This is a genomic window from Mucilaginibacter sp. OAE612 (genome assembly GCF_041806395.1).
Classification (GTDB): Bacteria; Bacteroidota; Bacteroidia; order Sphingobacteriales; family Sphingobacteriaceae; genus Mucilaginibacter; species Mucilaginibacter rubeus.
Genome location: NZ_JBGMUW010000001.1, coordinates 1,042,529 through 1,059,686 on the forward strand (window position 1 = coordinate 1,042,529; position 17,158 = coordinate 1,059,686).

General features: G+C 39.2%; 17 protein-coding genes. 10 read left to right on the top strand and 7 right to left on the bottom strand.

What is annotated here, in order from left to right; genetic code table 11:
* Window positions 1-22 precede the first annotated feature (22 nt).
* Window positions 23-1,393 carry a hypothetical protein gene (locus ABID99_RS04470; protein ID WP_373613001.1) on the top strand — a complete coding sequence of 457 codons (1,371 nt, stop codon included), beginning with the start codon at window positions 23-25 and terminating at the stop codon, window positions 1,391-1,393.
* Between the two features lie 136 nt (window positions 1,394-1,529).
* Here the strand turns inward: ABID99_RS04470 and ABID99_RS04475 are convergent, their stop codons facing one another.
* Window positions 1,530-2,201: an NAD(P)-dependent oxidoreductase gene (locus tag ABID99_RS04475; RefSeq protein ID WP_373613002.1), complete on the bottom strand. Its 672-nt coding sequence runs from the start codon at window positions 2,199-2,201 to the stop codon at window positions 1,530-1,532.
* A gap of 10 nt (window positions 2,202-2,211) precedes the next feature.
* Entirely contained in the window at window positions 2,212-2,688 is a 477-nt protein-coding gene (locus tag ABID99_RS04480) for a hypothetical protein (RefSeq protein ID WP_373613003.1), read from the bottom strand.
* Window positions 2,689-2,818: 130 nt separating this feature from the next.
* Here ABID99_RS04480 and ABID99_RS04485 point away from each other — a divergent pair, with 130 nt between their 5' ends.
* Entirely contained in the window at window positions 2,819-3,445 is a 627-nt protein-coding gene (locus tag ABID99_RS04485) for a MarR family winged helix-turn-helix transcriptional regulator (protein WP_176628598.1), read from the top strand.
* 134 nt (window positions 3,446-3,579) lie between these two features.
* Window positions 3,580-4,377 (top strand): carboxypeptidase-like regulatory domain-containing protein, encoded by a 798-nt coding sequence (locus ABID99_RS04490; RefSeq protein ID WP_090533352.1) that lies wholly within the window; start codon window positions 3,580-3,582, stop codon window positions 4,375-4,377.
* A 354-nt stretch (window positions 4,378-4,731) separates the two neighbouring features.
* Here the strand turns inward: ABID99_RS04490 and ABID99_RS04495 are convergent, their stop codons facing one another.
* Window positions 4,732-4,959 (bottom strand): hypothetical protein, encoded by a 228-nt coding sequence (locus ABID99_RS04495; protein WP_090533348.1) that lies wholly within the window; start codon window positions 4,957-4,959, stop codon window positions 4,732-4,734.
* A gap of 294 nt (window positions 4,960-5,253) precedes the next feature.
* Between ABID99_RS04495 and ABID99_RS04500 the strand changes: the two genes are divergently transcribed.
* Window positions 5,254-7,401: an alpha-L-fucosidase gene (locus tag ABID99_RS04500; RefSeq protein WP_373613005.1), complete on the top strand. Its 2,148-nt coding sequence runs from the start codon at window positions 5,254-5,256 to the stop codon at window positions 7,399-7,401.
* 59 nt (window positions 7,402-7,460) lie between these two features.
* Here ABID99_RS04500 and ABID99_RS04505 read toward each other — a convergent pair whose 3' ends face one another.
* Window positions 7,461-8,411, bottom strand: a complete 951-nt coding sequence (locus ABID99_RS04505) for a Smr/MutS family protein (protein WP_373613006.1) — start codon at window positions 8,409-8,411, stop codon at window positions 7,461-7,463.
* 151 nt (window positions 8,412-8,562) lie between these two features.
* On the opposite strand from ABID99_RS04505, the gene ABID99_RS04510 reads away from it, so the two are divergent.
* Together ABID99_RS04510 and ABID99_RS04515 are read left to right on the top strand one after the other, a co-directional pair.
* Complete coding sequence (locus ABID99_RS04510; protein WP_090533342.1) at window positions 8,563-9,069, top strand: DUF892 family protein; 507 nt, start codon at window positions 8,563-8,565, stop codon at window positions 9,067-9,069.
* A gap of 275 nt (window positions 9,070-9,344) precedes the next feature.
* Window positions 9,345-11,210, top strand: a complete 1,866-nt coding sequence (locus ABID99_RS04515) for a M1 family metallopeptidase (RefSeq protein WP_188833886.1) — start codon at window positions 9,345-9,347, stop codon at window positions 11,208-11,210.
* 73 nt (window positions 11,211-11,283) lie between these two features.
* On the opposite strand, the gene ABID99_RS04520 is transcribed toward ABID99_RS04515, so the two are convergent.
* The 3 genes from ABID99_RS04520 to ABID99_RS04530 all read right to left on the bottom strand — a co-directional run bounded on the left by ABID99_RS04520 (window position 11,284) and on the right by ABID99_RS04530 (window position 12,302).
* Complete coding sequence (locus tag ABID99_RS04520) at window positions 11,284-11,670, bottom strand: YtxH domain-containing protein (protein WP_090533337.1); 387 nt, start codon at window positions 11,668-11,670, stop codon at window positions 11,284-11,286.
* Window positions 11,671-11,857: 187 nt separating this feature from the next.
* Window positions 11,858-12,052, bottom strand: coding sequence for a cold-shock protein (locus ABID99_RS04525; protein ID WP_090533335.1), 195 nt, complete (start codon window positions 12,050-12,052; stop codon window positions 11,858-11,860).
* A 121-nt stretch (window positions 12,053-12,173) separates the two neighbouring features.
* Window positions 12,174-12,302: a hypothetical protein gene (locus tag ABID99_RS04530; RefSeq protein WP_256382337.1), complete on the bottom strand. Its 129-nt coding sequence runs from the start codon at window positions 12,300-12,302 to the stop codon at window positions 12,174-12,176.
* A gap of 352 nt (window positions 12,303-12,654) precedes the next feature.
* Here ABID99_RS04530 and ABID99_RS04535 point away from each other — a divergent pair, with 352 nt between their 5' ends.
* The 4 genes from ABID99_RS04535 (at window position 12,655) to ABID99_RS04550 (ending at window position 17,123) form a co-directional block, all read left to right on the top strand.
* On the top strand, window positions 12,655-13,305 hold the full coding sequence (locus ABID99_RS04535) for an HAD family phosphatase (protein ID WP_176628605.1): 651 nt from the start codon (window positions 12,655-12,657) through the stop codon (window positions 13,303-13,305).
* 455 nt (window positions 13,306-13,760) lie between these two features.
* Window positions 13,761-13,958, top strand: a complete 198-nt coding sequence (locus tag ABID99_RS04540; RefSeq protein WP_354486355.1) for a hypothetical protein — start codon at window positions 13,761-13,763, stop codon at window positions 13,956-13,958.
* Between the two features lie 387 nt (window positions 13,959-14,345).
* The gene (locus ABID99_RS04545; RefSeq protein ID WP_090533328.1) at window positions 14,346-15,047 is read left to right on the top strand and encodes an NUDIX domain-containing protein; all 702 of its coding nucleotides are present in this window, start codon (window positions 14,346-14,348) and stop codon (window positions 15,045-15,047) included.
* A gap of 207 nt (window positions 15,048-15,254) precedes the next feature.
* Complete coding sequence (locus ABID99_RS04550; protein WP_354486356.1) at window positions 15,255-17,123, top strand: ATP-binding protein; 1,869 nt, start codon at window positions 15,255-15,257, stop codon at window positions 17,121-17,123.
* The last annotated feature ends 35 nt before the right edge of the window (window positions 17,124-17,158 follow it).

Below are 17,158 nucleotides of genomic sequence, written 5' to 3' on the forward strand. Positions count from 1 at the left end.
TCAATTATTATTAACAATTATTATGAAAAAAACGTTGTATTTACTTGGCTCATTAGCCATGATAGGATTAGCTTCCTGCTCAAAAAACAATGACCCGGGTACAAATCCGCCGGTTAATCCTCCTGCTGTTACCAAAATGGATGTTAGGGGAAAGATTACTAAAGACACGCACTGGACCGCCGATATCACTTACAGGCTTCGCGGTTACGTTTACGTGGATAATAACGCAACTTTAACCATCGATCCGGGAACCAAAATTGTGAGCAATAAAGACTCAGCAGGTGTCCTCATCATTTATAAAGGAAGCAAGATCAATGCCGCCGGAACTGCTGATAAGCCAATTGTTTTCACCTCGGCGGAGGCTGACCCGAAACCAGGTAATTTCGGTGGCCTTGTGATCGTTGGATCGGCTACGGGTAATGGCAACCACGCTGTTTTGGAAGGTGGCGTAGATACCGAGCACCAGCCATTCGGCGGCACAAACGATGCTGATAATTCAGGTGTTTTACAATATGTACGTATTGAATATGCCGGTAAAGCGGTTAACCCTGGTGATGAAGTAAACGGCTTAAGTATGTATACCGTAGGGAGCGGCACCAAAATAGACCACATTGAAGTGCTTCGCGGCCTTGACGATGCTTACGAGTTTTTCGGGGGTTCATTTAATGCTAAATACCTGGTTGCCTATAACAACGCTGATGATGACTTTGATTTTGATGACGGATATCACGGTAAGATCCAATACGCGATCTCTGTTAAAGATCCGGCATTTACAGATAATAAAGGTACCAGCGGTGATATCTCCAACAATTTTGAAGTGGATAACACAACAGATGCTAAAGGTTATTTATTAACTCCTAACACATTCCCTTTGTTGTCGAACTTTACGGCTGTAGGGCCTAATAACGCCACAGGAGTATCTGCGGATTATGGTTACGGTATGCGCTGGAGAAGAGGTGCAAAATTTATTTTGGCTAATGCCATAGTAATGGGGGGGCAAAAAGCGGGCTTAGACCTGGATAATGACCCAACCGCGCAGTATTATATTGCCGGGACAAGCGGTTTAAAAAACAGCTTGTTACAGGCGGTAACTTCACCTTATAAAGTTGACAAATTGGCTACAGCTGGTTTATTGGACGCAGCAGGTTTGAAAGCTTTAGTTGAAGGCCGTGATGGCACAAAATCATTCACTGCTGCAGCAGATATTATGTTGACCGATCCGTTTAACAATGCTGCTCCAAACTTATTGCCTAAAACAGGTTCACCGGCAATTGTTGCGGGCAAGTTTGATGGCTCCTTATCCGATTCATTCTTTGATAAAACCAACTATATAGGTGCGATCGATCCTGCTAATGACTGGTCGAAAGCTTCCTGGATAGTTTACGGAAAATAATCCGCAGGGTACTAAAGCAAAAGACCTTTTCAGTAATGGAAAGGTCTTTTTTTGCTATATGAAATAGTCAGCTTTGTTTGGATCACTAAGTTAACACGTAGTGAAAGGTGCTCTGCTTCATTGGCGGATTTTAGTGTTAATATCCAATTTCAACTGTTGCCTGGTAAGTATCCCGGGTAGCAACGTTATTGATGATAAAGTGTGCAACATCGGCCCTTGATATTTTGAGGCAGTTTTTAAGAAATGTATTAATAGCTATGCGATATGTGCCGGTAACGGCTTGGTTTGTAAGCTGCGGTGGTCTAATGATAGTCCAGCTAATGTTACTGCTTTTTATCACTGCCTCCATTTTGAGCAAATCGGTATACATATGTTTCAGCAGTTTTTGAACTACATATTTTTCAATAAGCCTGATATAAAATGGGAGTACGGGACTTATTTCAATTGCACTGGCCGAGATCAGGAACATGCGTTTTATGCCTTTTTGTTCCATCGCTTTTAAAACATTGGCATTGCCTTGCGAATATAAAGCTGTGGGTTTATCTGATCCGAAACCGCCGGCTACGCCTATTGCCGAAATCACAGCATCCTGGTTTTCAAAATGATTTTCAAATGCGCCGGGTTGCATAACATCACCGCTTACTTTTTTTAGATTGGGGTGCTCGATTGCTAATTTGGCCGGGTTTCGTAATATTGCAGTAACCAAGTGTCCCGCCTGAAGGGCCTGTTCAACGCACTGCCTGCCAATGCCGCCGTTTGCGCCTACAATTACCAACTTATAAATAGGCGTGTTTTGTTGCATTTCCATTTTTTTTTGATTAACTAAATTTGAAAATGCTTAAAAAAACTATGCTGAAAAACAATATCAGTTGTACCGTAAAAAAGATATTAAGGTTCACCTTAATTTGGTCAACCCGTTCTGCTAAGTAAGCTTTGTCGTTACTCATAATCATTCGTAGCTTTTCGCCTTGCTTCCTTCCAAAAAATATCCCGTTTAGCATTAGAACCAAAACAATTCCTATTTTTATTCTAAACCATAGCTGTTCGCCAAATACGCCATGGGTTAAGGCCATCATGCCAATGCCTGTTATAACCAGCAGGGCGGCACCTATTCCAATCAGTGTTGATGACTTAGATGTACCTGCCAGTATACCTTTTGATTTTTCTGTATCATCATCAAAATGCTTCCAAAAGGTTTTAAATACTGTAAAATCAACAATGGTGGTGCCCGCCATTATAGTTAGCCCTGTTAAGTGTAGTATTAATAGTGCTGGTAAAAAGAGTGAGGTATTCATTTGGTATGATCGATTAAATTTATAAAATGTACCATATGGTAGTAAGCTAATGCAATATTATACCAAAAGAAAGTAAATAGCAAATATTGGAGACCTTTTTTTTAGATTTGATACCAAAAGGAAATAACACGTGAATAAAACAGTTGAATTGGTTAAGCTTTGGGGCGATTATGAGGAGCAAAATCCCGGTTGTAATTTGGATGATTTCTTCCGGCATCAGCTAATGGCCAAGGCAGCAGATGAGAAGAAAGCAACGCCCGACTGGCAATTAAGGCCGGGAATTAACGGCAAGCTCATGATTTTGATAAGACGGATAGGAAAGTACCATATGGTATATTCAAACAAAGCGCTTGAAGGTACAGGGCTTGATCAGATAGAGGAGTTCGGTATATTGGTTACTATTTTTAACCAGGTTAACCCAATAAAATCTGAAGCTATTTATAATAACATAATCGAACTATCAAGCGGTACCAATATGCTTAACAGGCTAAAAAAACGCGAACTGATAACCGAGTATGAAGATATTGATGATAAACGTATTAAGCGTTTAAAATTAACAGCCCTTGGAGAGGAAACTCTTGGAAAAGCCAAAGTACGTGTACTTGAAGTTGCGCGAATGATGACCAGCGCATTGAGCGAGGAAGATAAACAGCTTTGCTTTCAATTGCTTAACCCCGTTAGCGAAAAGTTTGACGGAACCTTCCAAAAATTTAAAAGCAAAGGTTTTGATGAAATTTTTGAAGCTATGATGAAGTAGTTTATTGGCTTTTTTAACGGAAAGAAAAGTTTTGTGACCGTAATGCGGCAAGTGTTAATATTTGTTAAAAGTTTAAAGGTTAATAATTTATGCGTATATTTAGTTAACCTGCTCACCTGTTAACTGAACCCGTCATGAAAACATTGAAACTTACCTCAACAGTGATATTGATGCTCTTGTCAATAAATCTGTTTGCCCAGCGTGTTAAAGGTATTGTTATTGATAAAGCTACCTATTTGCCGGTGGCAAATGCTTTTATCAATACACCTGCATCAAAAAGTATAAGTAATGCCGAAGGGAAGTTTGTGTTGGCCAACGTAAAGCCCGGTGATACTTTAAGGATCACCAGCATAGGTTACAAGCCTTTTAAGCTTATAGTCAGTTTTTTAAAATTTGATACCTTAAGATGTTACATTGAGCCTGCGGCAACTGTTTTAAGTGAGGTAAAGATCAGGGCCAGGCGTAATGCCAGGGCCGATTCATTACGTAACAGGAGGGAGTTTGCCTCTGTTTTTGCCTATCATAGCTCAACCATAAAAGATGCGTTTATAGCACGTCCGGCTGATCTTGATTTTGGTAAACCCAGCAATCACATAAATGCGGATAAAAGTACAGCAACTATCTTGAGCATCAACTTGCTGTCGGTGATCGACATGTTGAATAAAAACAGAGCTCCGCAATCAAAGCTGCAAAAGATTTTGCTGAAAGATGAAGAAGATGAGTATGTGGACAGGTTTTTTTCGCCAGAAAAGGTGAGCTCAATAACTAATCTTAAAGGCGATTCGCTGCAAAACTTTATGAACCAATATCACCCCGAAATTAAAAAAGTGAAAAAAATGAGCGATTATGATATGATCAGTTATATTAAAAAAAGCTATGCCGAGTATCTCAAATCGGGTAGCAGGCAAACAGCTCCGCTTTTTGCAAAGTGAAAGGGTCTTATATTGTTAAGCTATACTGTGTTTTGAACAATAGGAAGTGTTGTTACCGAACGGTTTCGTTACCTTTCAATTACCAGGTATTTTTTGTTGCAGCTATAACAAAAATACCTTTTAACCGGCAGCCAAAATGTCAATAGCTTTAACAATGCCGGCCGGTGGATCCTTTGGCCGGTATTGGTTTGGCACTTTGGACAAAATGTATAGCTGTGCCTTTTTTTTGAAGGTTCATTTTCAGTATCTACAATATGCATAACATGAATACAATTAAACCCATTGTATCCTCATAAGCAGGTTTTTATTGATTAAATACCCAAAACTGAAACTATTACTTTTATGGAATAGTTTTTATGAGGCTTTGCTTTTATATTGTGTGCCTGTAAGCACGGGCGATTTTTGGTTAAACCTGTTCCATTCATCAATATTTACCATACCGGGAGCAGTTTCATAATGCTTTTTATTTGTTGGGCAGGTAACCACAAAACCTTTACGGGTTTGATTAATTACCGGGCGTGCACCACATTCTTTGCAAGGCTCACAATGGATATTGGGTTGAATTTGAATAGATTCGGACATTACGTTTTTTTAAAGGTTAAATGAACCCTTGCTACTGAGCAAGAGAATTTTTTTCATTATGAATTAGGGTTAGGGTTGTGTTGCTACAAAGATGCAAATAATATTTTTATTAAAAAAATGCAATTTGTGAAGCGTATTTCACAATTATATAACATGTTTATTAGCAAAAGTGTAAAGTTGAGTTATTTTGTGTGCATAATTGTGTAGCTGTTAGTTTATAACAGGCAAGTTTAAGTTGTGAGTTTTTTGTTTATTAACAACTTTTTTACACTTTGAGATATTGAATTCCTCCTCATGAAAAAAATCATAAGCACACTGTTATCGTTATTAGTTTGTATTCATTTTGCATTTGCACAACCGCCATCTTCTTCGATAAAGCAATGGCAGGATCAGAAGTTTTCCATGTTTATCCATTTTGGTGGTATTTATTCAGTTTTGGGTGGTGTTTGGGATGGGAAGCCGGTTATCCGCGGCTTAAGTGAGCAAATCCAGGCCCATGCTGGTATTTACAGTGATACTTACGCCAACCTGGCCAAAAACTTTAACCCGATAAACTGGAATGCTGATAGTATTGCCCTGCTGGCTAAAGCGGCTGGGATGCGCTCTGTTGTATTAACTTCAAAACATCACGATGGATTTTGCATGTTTAAAACTGCAACTACCGATTTTAATGTGGTTGATGCTACTCCATTTAAACGTGATGTGGTAAAGGAAATGGCCGAAGCCTGTAAAAGGCGTGGTTTAAGGTTTGGTTTGTATTTTTCGCTGATAGACTGGCATTATCCGCAGGCATCACCCATATCAAGTCATAATTCTGATTATATAACACCCGAGCATCATGAATATAACAAGAAGCAGGTAACCGAGTTGCTATCAAACTATGGTACTATATCCGAACTTTGGTTTGATATGGGGTCGCAAAGCCCTGAACAAAGTAAAGAGCTTTATCAATTGGTGCACCGCCTGCAGCCTGATTGTATGGTAAGCAGCCGTTTGGGTAATGATCAGGGCGATTTTGCCGTAATGGGTGATAATCAGTATCCCGATTATTCCATCGGAGTGCCCTGGCAGTCGCCCGCTTCATTTTTTGACGAAACCTGGGGCTACCGGTCGTGGCAAAAACGCGGAAGCGAGGATGAAAAGTATAAAGAGAAATTGGAAAGCCTGATCCGCGTGATTAGCAGGGGAGGGAATTACCTGCTTAATATCGGGCCCAAAGGAGATGGCTCAGTAGTTGGTTTTGAAAAGGATGTTTTATTGAAGATAGGCACCTGGCTCCATAAAAATGCCGAAGCTGTTTATGGCACAACTGCCGATCCCTTTTTTGCCTCTTTTGACTGGGGGAATATAACCAGTAAACCCAATAAGCTTTATCTTTTTGTAACCTCGGCACCCGCTGATGGCCTGATCACTTTACCCGGTCTGGAAGGCAGGATTAGTAATGTTTCTGTTTTGGGTGAACAACAATCGCTTAGCTTTAAACAGGCAACTGATGCCGCTGTGATAACCTTACCCGCAGGTTTTGACAGTGAAAAACAAATAAAAGTTATAGCGGTTGACGTTGCCGAAGGTTACAAAGTGCAACCTGCTCATATCCTGAGCAGCAGTTATGACCACATAAAACTGGATGAGCACAACGCTTATAATTATTATAGTTCATCGGGTATTGATTATAACAGCAATTATCAAAGTACGGTAAAGCAAGGCTGGACAATTAAGCCCAAACACAAAGGCAGGTATCAGCCTGCTATACAATATACCGACGAAGAAAAAGGCAGCATTGTTGACCTAAATGTAAATAATGTAACCACCACGCTCAAACTCGACAGCGACAGGAAGATGAAGTATAAACCCGATACGGCTAAAATAAAATGGGGGCCATTATATATAACCGGCCCATACTCCGCGGGCTTAGGAGGTTTAAATGGCAGCGCGGATGAAATCGATATCTCAAAACCTTTTACCAAAGACACCGATAAACCATGGCGGTCTGTAAATTACTATAAAAACGGGCAGCTGATTGATCTGCCTGCAGGCATGGATAATGCTTACTACATTTTGCAAAACATTAACGCAGGTAAGGATTTAATTTACGCGCAGGTTAAGGTTACCAGCGGCGATGGTATAATTGTTTTGCTAAATGGCAGACAGCTGCTCATCAATAATAATCCGGGTAAGGCTGCCTCTGTAAGTCATGTAATCGGTTTGGATTTGATGCCCGGCAATAACCAGTTACTGATAAAAGTGTTCAACAACTTTAAAAAGAACATTCCTTTTGCGCTCACACATAGTATTCCACAAAATCTCTATATTAAAGATCTTGAACCTTTAACGTTTGAAGCAAATGAACTTTACCCGGTGAGTTTAAAGTTACATGATCCGGCATCGCCGCATCAAACTTTAAAGTTGCCTAATCTTGAAATCTGGTTTGCGAAAAAGTAAGAAAAACCGCCTTACGAAGGTTTCAAAACTTCGTAAGGCTTACTTACTCTCGTAAATTGTTACTTCAACACCACCTTGGTAGCGCCGTAACCAAATTTTTCTTTACGGGCATCCATAAAGGTTTGTACTTTTTTATGCCTGCCTAATTGTTTGTGCAGCTCATTACGCAGCGTGCCATTGCCACCACCGTGTATAAAAGTAATATCAGGTAGTTGATGAACAATAGCCGCATCCAGCGCTTTGTGAAAATGGGCCAGCTGAATCTCCATAATCTCAGCGCTGCTTAAAAACTGATAATCGTCCCGCAGCTTTTCTATATGCAGGTCAACTTCGCTAACCGGCTTTTCAATCACTATTTTTTCTGTAGGGCTTTCAAAAAAGCTTTCCTTCAGTTTTTGAGCATCAATAATCAGTTCAGGCTCGTCGAGCCTGATGAGCCAGCCGGCCTGGTTAAGGAATGGAATGTTCTTTTTAGTGGTTGAGAAATCCTTGGCCTTAAACTTTTCATGTACAGCCAACGGTGCCGGTGGTTCAACGTTTTGTTTGGTACTGAATAAAACGCTGAAAATAAACTTTGGCCAAACCTGCAGATCGGCCAGTTGGGCGGAGTAGATATTTTCGGTTGATTTTGGCGCGATGATCCCTGCAAATTCGCCTTTAAATACCTGTTGCTTATCTGTGGTTAAAGTAGCCAGCAACTGAAACGAAGTTTCATTGATTAAATGAAAATGTACGACAGAACTTGCCCTGGCATCAGTAACCACGCCTATATAAACGCCTTTTTTTACAAATTCACCTGGTGTTAAGGGCTTTTCAGCTGTTGTATTGTTGCTTTTTGTCGCCCCTGCCGGTTGGTAACCATGAACGTAAGTTACTTTACTGGCCAGTACCGGAATCTCAAAATCGTCTTCGCCGGTAACGCCTATCATCTGTTCGTCGATGATGCGCGTTACAAAACCTTCCATTTTTTCATCAACAAACCGAACAAAATCGCCTAATTTATATTTCATAGCATTATGTTATTGCAGTGCAAAGTTAATTTATCGGGCACATCTGTCAGGTAATAAAACTTACTTATTTTTAAGGTAAGTTTGATGAGCAATGATGTAATTAATAGCTTTAAGAATATAATCAACCACAACTACACTTTAATTTTATGCTATGAGTAAAAATGCCCCTAAAACACTGGACAATGACTTATTAAAAAAGGTATTTGTCCACAATTTAAACCGCATTTATTTTGGTAAGTGTTATCTTGATAAGCACCTTGGGCACCTGAAAGGCCTCGCTTCTTTTACCGCATTGCAGCAAGCGATACAGGAGTTTTGGGACGATATCAAAAAACAGATAGAACGGATGAATAAGGTGTATACCCTGATTAATGAAATTCCATCGGATAAGAACTGTAACCCTATAAAGTCCATTGTTAAGGATGAGTTTTGCCTGGACGAAGAGCAAACTATACCAGTATTGTTGGATATGGATATTATGTTGTATCTGCAGCTACTTGAACATATTAATATCACTTCGTGCCATATGTTAATAATGGTGGCCAAGCAGCTTAATTATACTGAAGCTCAACAATTACTTACCGAGTGTAAAGATGAATCAATTGATAATGACGAGCTTTTTACGCTCATTTCCAAAGAATATATTGTTGCTGATTGAGAGGGGAAATAAGAAAGCCATCCGCATAGCGCAGATGGCTTAAATGTTAGTTATTTAATACCCCTATTAAAATAACTGGTAACAAAGTAAAAAAAAATATATTCGATACCGCAAAATATTTATTTATAAATAATCTTTGTGACAGCTTTGTTACAAAATAAGCTCTGATATAGCGATTTATCAAGCGATTTTTTGTTTTAAATTTTCCGATTAATGTTTCTTGCATATCGTTATTTAGTCCAATTAATTTAAATTGGCAACGAAATTTAAGACGTATGACCAAACCCATTATTTTATCTGCATTAGCCTGCATTGCATTTATACAGGTTAAGGCCCAAACCTTGTATATGCCACGCGATATACAAAAAGCATTTAAAAACGAAACGCGCTCGACTGATGGCCGCCCCGGCAAAAAGTACTGGCAAAATTATGGCCGTTATAATATCAGTATTACGGCTGTGCCTCAAAATCGTACTGTAAAAGGCACAGAACAGATCACTTATGTTAATAATAGTCCGGATACTTTAAAAAGGCTTAACATGAAGCTCATCCTGAACATTCATAAACCGGGTGCCGCCCGTTTTGGCGATGCAGGGGCTGACTATCTTACACCGGGCATTCAGTTTGATAGCTTTTCAATTAATGGCGAAGCAAAAAAAGTTGCATCAGGTTCAACAAATCAAATGGTTGGTTTAAGTAAGTCGTTGATGCCTCATGATTCTGTTAAGCTTGATATTGGCTGGCATTTTGAAATTTCGAAAGAAAGCGGCCGCGAAGGAATGATCGATTCAACTACCTGCTACCTGGCTTATTTTTATCCGCGGGTGTCGGTTTATGACGATTACAATGGCTGGGACAGGCTACCTTTTTTAGATGCCCAGGAATTTTACAACGACTTTAACGACTATACCCTGCACGTTACCGCGCCTAAAAACTACGTAGTTTGGGCTACCGGTACCCTGCAAAACCCTGAAGAGGTGCTTCAGCCTGAATATGCAAAACGATTGAAGGCTTCATTCACCAGTGATTCAACTATCAATATTGCATCGGCTGCTGAGCTTGCCGCCCATAAAGTAACGGCTCAAAAGGAGATGAACACCTGGACCTGGACCGCTAACGATATCAGCGATATGGCTGTAGGTATTAGTGATCATTATGTATGGGATGCAGCCAGCGTTGTGGTTGATGATGCAACAAACCGCCGGGCCAGTATGCAGGCTGCTTTTTTAGATAGCTCGGAAGATTTTCATCATGCGGTACAAAACGGCCGTAATTCATTAAGCTGGTTATCACATAACTGGCCGGGGGTACCCTACCCGTTCCCTAAAATGACGTCGTTCCAGGGCTTTGCAGATATGGAATACCCTATGATGGTTAACGATAGCCATACCAACGATGTGCGCTTTTCGCAGTTTGTGCAGGATCATGAAATAGCGCATACTTATTTCCCTTTTTATATGGGTATTAACGAAAGCCGTTATGCATTTATGGACGAGGGCTGGGCAACCACTTTTGAACTGTTGATTGGAACATCAGAAGTTGGCAAAGAAAAAGCTGAAGCATTGTATAAAAATTTCCGTGTTGACAGATGGATCCATGATGCTTCAACCGCCGAAGATCAGCCGGTCATTACACCATCGAGCGAATTGAGGGGTGGGTACGGTAATAACTCATACGGTAAGCCATCATTAAGTTATTTAGCTCTGAAAGACATGCTGGGCGATCAACTATTCAAAAAAGCCCTGCATGGATATATGGACCGCTGGCATGGCAAACACCCAATACCATGGGATTATTTTAACTCTATGAGTAATATTACAGGTAAAAACCTTGATTGGTTTTTCAATAACTGGTTCTTTACTAATTACTATATCGATCTGTCGGTAAAAGGTGTAACCAAAACAGCCGGTGGTTATACAGTAGCAATTAAAAACGTGGGCGGTTTTGTAATTCCGTTTGATGTAAAAATTACTTATGCTGATGGTTCGGCCGAAAGCATTCATCAAACCCCTGTGGTTTGGGAAAAAAATCAAAAGCAAATTTCGGTAGATATCAAAACCGCCAAAACCATTAAATCAGCTACTTTAGATGGCGGTATATTTATGGATGCTGATGACAGCAACAATACATGGAATAAATAATAAAAAAAACGCTTATAAATAATAAAACCCTGCCAACTGGCAGGGTTTTATTATTTTATGATAGTACTAAATATTATGCGTTTTGTACAGAATTGTTCCAGTCATTAGCAGTTGCTTTAGCTTTATCTTTTGCGCTTTCGGCGGCGTCGCTGGCTTTGCCTGCAATTTCATCGGCTTTTGATTGTACTGTGTCAACAGCTTTATCTTTAGCATCCCAAAGGTCGCTAACGGTTCCGCTAAATTTGGTTTTTGCTTTATCAATTACATTGTTGCTGTAATCTTTGATTTCTCCGGCTGTTGTTTGCGCTTTCGTTTTGGCTGTATCAACCAAATCATTTATATAGTCTGCAATATCTCCTCTTAATTCAGTTCCTTTTTCAGGAGCTAACAATAAACCCAAAGCCGCGCCCGCCGCTGCACCTACCAATAGTGCTGCTATAATTTTTGCTTGATCTTTCATGTTCTTTCTTTGTTTTATGTGTAGTCGATTTATGATATTATTAGAATAAACAACAACAATGCCAGTTTTTATTTGAAAGTAACATTCAAATATTAAGCCGATGTACGCAGCAGGTTAACAAAAAAATAAAGCAAAAAAAAGGCACTCAAAAATTGAGTGCCTGGTAGGCTTAATGATTATATTATAATTATATAACTTTTACATTTACCGCGTTAAGACCTTTACGGCCGTTTTCAACTTCGTATTCAACGGTGTCGTTTTCACGAACTTCGTCAATAAGGCCTGTTGAATGAACAAAAATATCCGGACCACCATTGCTTGGTACTATAAATCCGAAACCTTTTGTTTCATTAAAAAATTTTACTGTTCCTTGATTTTGCATTCTTTTATTTATTAATGCCGCCAAGGTAGTTATAATTTACCGTAATCAGCAATAGCCAAAGCGTAATTTAGGTGTAAACCAAATCTGTGGGATGGTATTTGTCCGGTTAAATAATTGATGATCAGGCTACTGACAAATGGCCTCCCTGGATGGTGTCTTCCGAATCTTTTACTATCCCCCGTATCTTTTCATCCAGTTCGTTAACGGTATGTTCTATTATATTAAAGTAACCAAAATCAATATTTTCCATTCGCATGAGGTTTAATATACCAAGCTTTGACGCTACCGGCCTCCGCAATTCGTGCGATTGTATGATAGCTATACGGTTGAGCGCCTCTTTTTGAATTATTGCTTCAGCTTAAAATTCATTATGGTTAAAATCTTTAGGATTAAATACCTTTTTATCGGATGGATTAAGTACATGAAAAGACCAATGTTTCGCTAAAAAAATCGAACAATATATTCATTCATCGTGCGGCTGTTAAAAACTAATCGCCTATGTGTTTAAAGAATATGTGGCCTAATTCAACTTTTAGTTTTTTAAAGGTTTAAGTTTGCCGAAAAATTGGCTCGGTTTTATCTCATAAATTGAAAATTAATACATGAAGGCCTTTATATTCGACCTTAACGGCACTATGATCAATGACATGCCTTATCATACCAAAGCATGGCAATATCTTTTAAATACCGACCTTGGCGGCAGCTTTACCTGGGATGAAGTAAAACCACAGATGTACGGTAAAAATCAGGAAGTACTGGAACGTATGTTTGGCCCCAATCGCTTTACTACCGAGGAAATGAACAGGCTTTCGTACCTTAAAGAACAGCGCTACCAGAATGAGTTTTTACCCCACCTGGCGCTATTGCCCGGTTTGCATGAGTTTTTGGAAAAAGCTTATCAAAACGGTATCCCTATGGCTATCGGTTCAGCCGCTATTCCTTTTAACATTGATTTTGTACTGGATAACCTTAACATCAGGCATTATTTTAAAGCAATAGTAAGTGCCGATGACGTAGTACTAAGTAAACCCCATCCAGAAACATTTTTAAAAGCTGCCGAATTGCTGAATACATTGCCCACAGATTGTATTGTGTTTGAGGATGTACCTAAAGGTGCTGAAGCTGCCGCTAATGCAGGTATGAAAGCTGTTGTACTTACTACTACCCATCAAATAGATGAGTTTTCCGAATTGCAAAACGTAATTCATTTTGCCGATGATTTTACGGATGACTTTGTTGGTAGCCTGGTATAATAAATAGTTGGGCAAACGCATTTTAATATTTAGTGATGATGACTTGTTGTTAATATAGCTAACGAAATAAGGTTATGATATAAGTGCCCTTGGTGCCGGTAAAATAACCCAGGTCTCATCGTCACCGGCTTTTGCCAATAACAACTATAAACATTCGGATGTGCTTAATTGCTCGGAAAATTTAGTTTAGTGTTAACCCTGTTGAAATACAAGTGATTGATTGTGAGTTTTTTGTATGTGTATTATTTGGAAAGTGTTAACTCATGTTAACCCCATTTAGATGCGTTTAACCTGAATAAACAGCAGGGTTTGTTATTTTATTACTTGTTTTAGCGTATAATTGTTGAGTATCTGTTTATAAACCTGACCCGGACCTTTTACGATGAAACTTAAATTCAGCCTGCTTTTGCTCCTGCCCAGTATATTCATGCAGTGATCATATTTATGCGCCGGCCATGCACCATAGCGATATTGCTTATCTGCCTAAACCGGTATCTGCCGATGCTGTCAAATCGACAAATTATATTTCGGGGGCGTTAGTAGTTGATGAAAGCCCTAATTACTCAGACGAGTTGGTTAGTGGACAGCTTAATTTTAGCCGCGCACATGCATTTGATCATTTCAATCCGGCTTACGGTGCTTTGGTACATTAGGTAATTATCATAACAGCGAATTGGAGCCGCAAGATCCCAACTACTTTAAAAATAAGTTCTTTGGAACGGCAGGAGGGAGGTTGTCGGGAACTTTTTTGTGAGCAGCGGACGTATCGATTTTCGCTTTATCGATTTTGAAGCGGCGAGGGGATTTATTTGTGCGAGCATCGTAACCACGGCGGCAACCGCATGTTGGTAATATCGGCATGGGGCGAATAAATAATGAATAAGTGTCAATTATTATTGTAAAAAGCACAATTAATTTACACATTTGACTAACAATTGTAAATTAATGCGTTTTTAACAGGTATAACACAGCAAATTTGCAAGCTTATATCGAATGTTATTCTATATTTGTTTTTACCATAAAATTATTACTGTTTATAAATGCTCAAGTACTCCAAGCAAACAAGGTTATTATTAGCTGTTGATTGTATCATTTTTGGCTTTGATGGCGAAGTTTTAAAGATCCTATTGATAAAAAGAGGCTTTCAACCCGAAAAGGGAAACTGGAGCCTGATGGGTGGCTTTGTTCAGCCAGATGAAAGTCTTGATCAAAGTGCCAACCGCATTTTAAAGCAATTAACCGGTTTGGAGGGCGTGTACCTTGAACAATTATATACTTTTGGGCAACCCCAGCGTGACCCTATTGAGCGTACAGTATCTGTAGCATACTTTGCACTGGTTGACATCCATAAATATGAAGCCCAGATTAGTGATGATTACCATGCCGAATGGTTTCAGCTTAAACGCGCCCCTAAATTGATATTTGACCAGCAGGAAATGGTTGAGCAGGCCCGCAAACGCATCCGCTACAAAGCAGCTATGCACCCTATCCTGTTTGAGCTTTTGCCCACCAAGTTTACTATTCCGCAATTGCAAACACTTTACGAAAGCGTGTTTAATACCACTATTGATAAACGTAATTTCAGTAAAAGGGTGCTGGCAACCGGTTTACTCATTAAACTGGCCGATAAGGATAAAGCCGGCTCAAAACGCGGTGCTTATTATTACCAGTTAAACATGCAAAACTATTATGCCAAGTTTCAGGCATTTATGAACTTTATTCCTAATCCCGATTCGTTATAACAGTTCTTTGAATCATTTTTTTATTTCAGCCATTATGCCGGTATTACCTGCATAAGCTTGAATATCTTTTTTTGGGGGATAGCAGTTTAAATTAACTGTAACTCAGGCCTATTTTATTTAACATTCTCCAACCATACCATTTTTTATCCGTATAATAGCTTTAGGCTATATTATGAACCGTTAGCCCCGTTTTGCAAATATTAATTAATGAAAAAAAACGTAAGCCTTTTAGTATTGCTGTTGCTTGCTGTATCTGAATGTTTCGGCCAATTCAAGGAGGTTAATAAACTAAAAAAAAATCTTCCTTTAATTCATGACAGTATACAATATGTCAATGCACTTAACCGGCTGGGCTTACTTTTGTATGAGCAAAACATCGACAGTGCTTTTTTTTATGCAAAAAAAGCAAGAAATATAGCCGAACGACTTAACTATAAGGCCGGTAAAGCCGACGCCTTGAATGCTATAGGTATTGTTTATGACCTAAAAGGCAATTTACAGCTTTCGCTGCGGTATTATAACGAGGCCTATAATCTTTATAAGGAGTTAAAAGATACCTCGAACATTGTACAGGGGTTAATGAACATTGGCCTCGTATTTAACGAAACCAAAGAGAATAAAAAAGCAATAGACTTTTTTAAACGCGCGATGAACCTCGGCAAAACCCTGCAGCGTGATTCTATAATGTCGCTGGTGTTATGTAATTACTTGCTCTTATACCCGGAGCAAGTGCCAAAAGATTCCGTTGAAATTTATCTTAAAAAAGCGCGGGAGATAGGAACAAGATTTAAAGATAACCGTATGCTGGTTGAAGCAGACCAGATCCAGGGCTTATTGTATGTGCAAAACAACGAGCGCGAAAAAGGTACGGCATTACTGCAACAAGCTGCTAACAACGGTTTAGCAATGGAGCTTTCCTATCTGAGCCTTGATATAATCATTAACCTTGGCGATCTGTACATGGATAATAATATCGCCAAAGCTATTATATATTACAAACAAGGGCTTTCCATTGCCGAAAAAAGTGGTTATCATTATTATGAAAAGTTCTTCGGCAAAAAATTATATGAAATCTACAGCGCTCAAAATAACCTGAATGAAGTACAGCGCTACAGCGAAAAATTATTGAAGCTTTATGAAGATGAAGAAAAATTCGCTAACACATCGGGCTTCGATTACATTGATTATGCACTTAAGGACCAGGAACTGGAAGCTATAACCATCCGGAGCCAAAACAGGCAGGTGCTTGCTATTGTACTTGGTATTTTATTTGTGATAACTGCCATTACTGTAATATTTACCTACCGCCTGTATAACCTCAAGAAAAAGCATGGCCAAACATTGGAAGAACTTAATCGCACTGTACAGCTACGAAACGAAAAACTGGAAATAGATCATGAATTCAACAACCGGCTGGTATCAATTCTTGCGCATGATTTCAGGCAGCCAATAGGCGCACTCAAAACACTGGCAACCGTACTTAAAGACGCTAATACTTTTACACGGGAAGAGTTGATGGAATTGGTAGATACAATGGAGCATTCTTCAAATATTTCGCTGGAGATTTTTGAAAATATCTTGCAATGGATCAAACAGCAATTGTCGGGCTTTAATTACAAAGCTGTTCCATTGCCATTAAAGGATCTTATTGATGAGGCTATACAACCATTTTACTTAATGGGGAAAGACCGTGGACTTAAGTTCGTAATCACAGTGGACCCGGCCATTGTTATTCATGCCGACAAGGAACTAGTACAGTTTATCCATCGCAATTTTATACATAACGCCATTAAGTTTTCGCCAGATAATTCAACCATTACTATAGGTGCGTCAAGCGATAACAACGATATAACTGTTTGTGTACAGGACGAAGGAAAAGGTATTTCACCCGATAAGTTGAAGTTGCTCTTTAATTTTAAAGCCAACATGCAGTACAGTAACGAAAAGGAAAAAGGCGCGGGCGTAGCGCTTATGATCTGCAAAGATTTTACCGAAAAGATGAATGGCCGGATCTGGGTTGAAAACAACAAGGAAAAAGGAGCTATTTTCTGCTACTCATTGCCCAATATCCATTAACCTCTTCATTGTAATTTTTAAATTACCTGTTGAAA

What these genes read in the sequence shown, in the direction of transcription:
- ABID99_RS04470 (WP_373613001.1), top strand. Translation starts at nt 23, where the DNA reads ATGAAAAAAACGTTGTATTTACTTGGCTCATTAGCCATGATAGGATTA.
- ABID99_RS04475 (WP_373613002.1), bottom strand. Translation starts at nt 2,201, where the DNA reads ATGGAAATGCAACAAAACACGCCTATTTATAAGTTGGTAATTGTAGGC.
- ABID99_RS04480 (WP_373613003.1), bottom strand. Translation starts at nt 2,688, where the DNA reads ATGAATACCTCACTCTTTTTACCAGCACTATTAATACTACACTTAACA.
- ABID99_RS04490 (WP_090533352.1), top strand. Translation starts at nt 3,580, where the DNA reads ATGAAAACATTGAAACTTACCTCAACAGTGATATTGATGCTCTTGTCA.
- ABID99_RS04495 (WP_090533348.1), bottom strand. Translation starts at nt 4,959, where the DNA reads ATGTCCGAATCTATTCAAATTCAACCCAATATCCATTGTGAGCCTTGC.
- ABID99_RS04500 (WP_373613005.1), top strand. Translation starts at nt 5,254, where the DNA reads ATGAAAAAAATCATAAGCACACTGTTATCGTTATTAGTTTGTATTCAT.
- ABID99_RS04505 (WP_373613006.1), bottom strand. Translation starts at nt 8,411, where the DNA reads ATGAAATATAAATTAGGCGATTTTGTTCGGTTTGTTGATGAAAAAATG.
- ABID99_RS04510 (WP_090533342.1), top strand. Translation starts at nt 8,563, where the DNA reads ATGAGTAAAAATGCCCCTAAAACACTGGACAATGACTTATTAAAAAAG.
- ABID99_RS04515 (WP_188833886.1), top strand. Translation starts at nt 9,345, where the DNA reads ATGACCAAACCCATTATTTTATCTGCATTAGCCTGCATTGCATTTATA.
- ABID99_RS04520 (WP_090533337.1), bottom strand. Translation starts at nt 11,670, where the DNA reads ATGAAAGATCAAGCAAAAATTATAGCAGCACTATTGGTAGGTGCAGCG.
- ABID99_RS04525 (WP_090533335.1), bottom strand. Translation starts at nt 12,052, where the DNA reads ATGCAAAATCAAGGAACAGTAAAATTTTTTAATGAAACAAAAGGTTTC.
- ABID99_RS04530 (WP_256382337.1), bottom strand. Translation starts at nt 12,302, where the DNA reads ATGGAAAATATTGATTTTGGTTACTTTAATATAATAGAACATACCGTT.
- ABID99_RS04535 (WP_176628605.1), top strand. Translation starts at nt 12,655, where the DNA reads ATGAAGGCCTTTATATTCGACCTTAACGGCACTATGATCAATGACATG.
- ABID99_RS04540 (WP_354486355.1), top strand. Translation starts at nt 13,761, where the DNA reads ATGCACCATAGCGATATTGCTTATCTGCCTAAACCGGTATCTGCCGAT.
- ABID99_RS04545 (WP_090533328.1), top strand. Translation starts at nt 14,346, where the DNA reads ATGCTCAAGTACTCCAAGCAAACAAGGTTATTATTAGCTGTTGATTGT.
- ABID99_RS04550 (WP_354486356.1), top strand. Translation starts at nt 15,255, where the DNA reads ATGAAAAAAAACGTAAGCCTTTTAGTATTGCTGTTGCTTGCTGTATCT.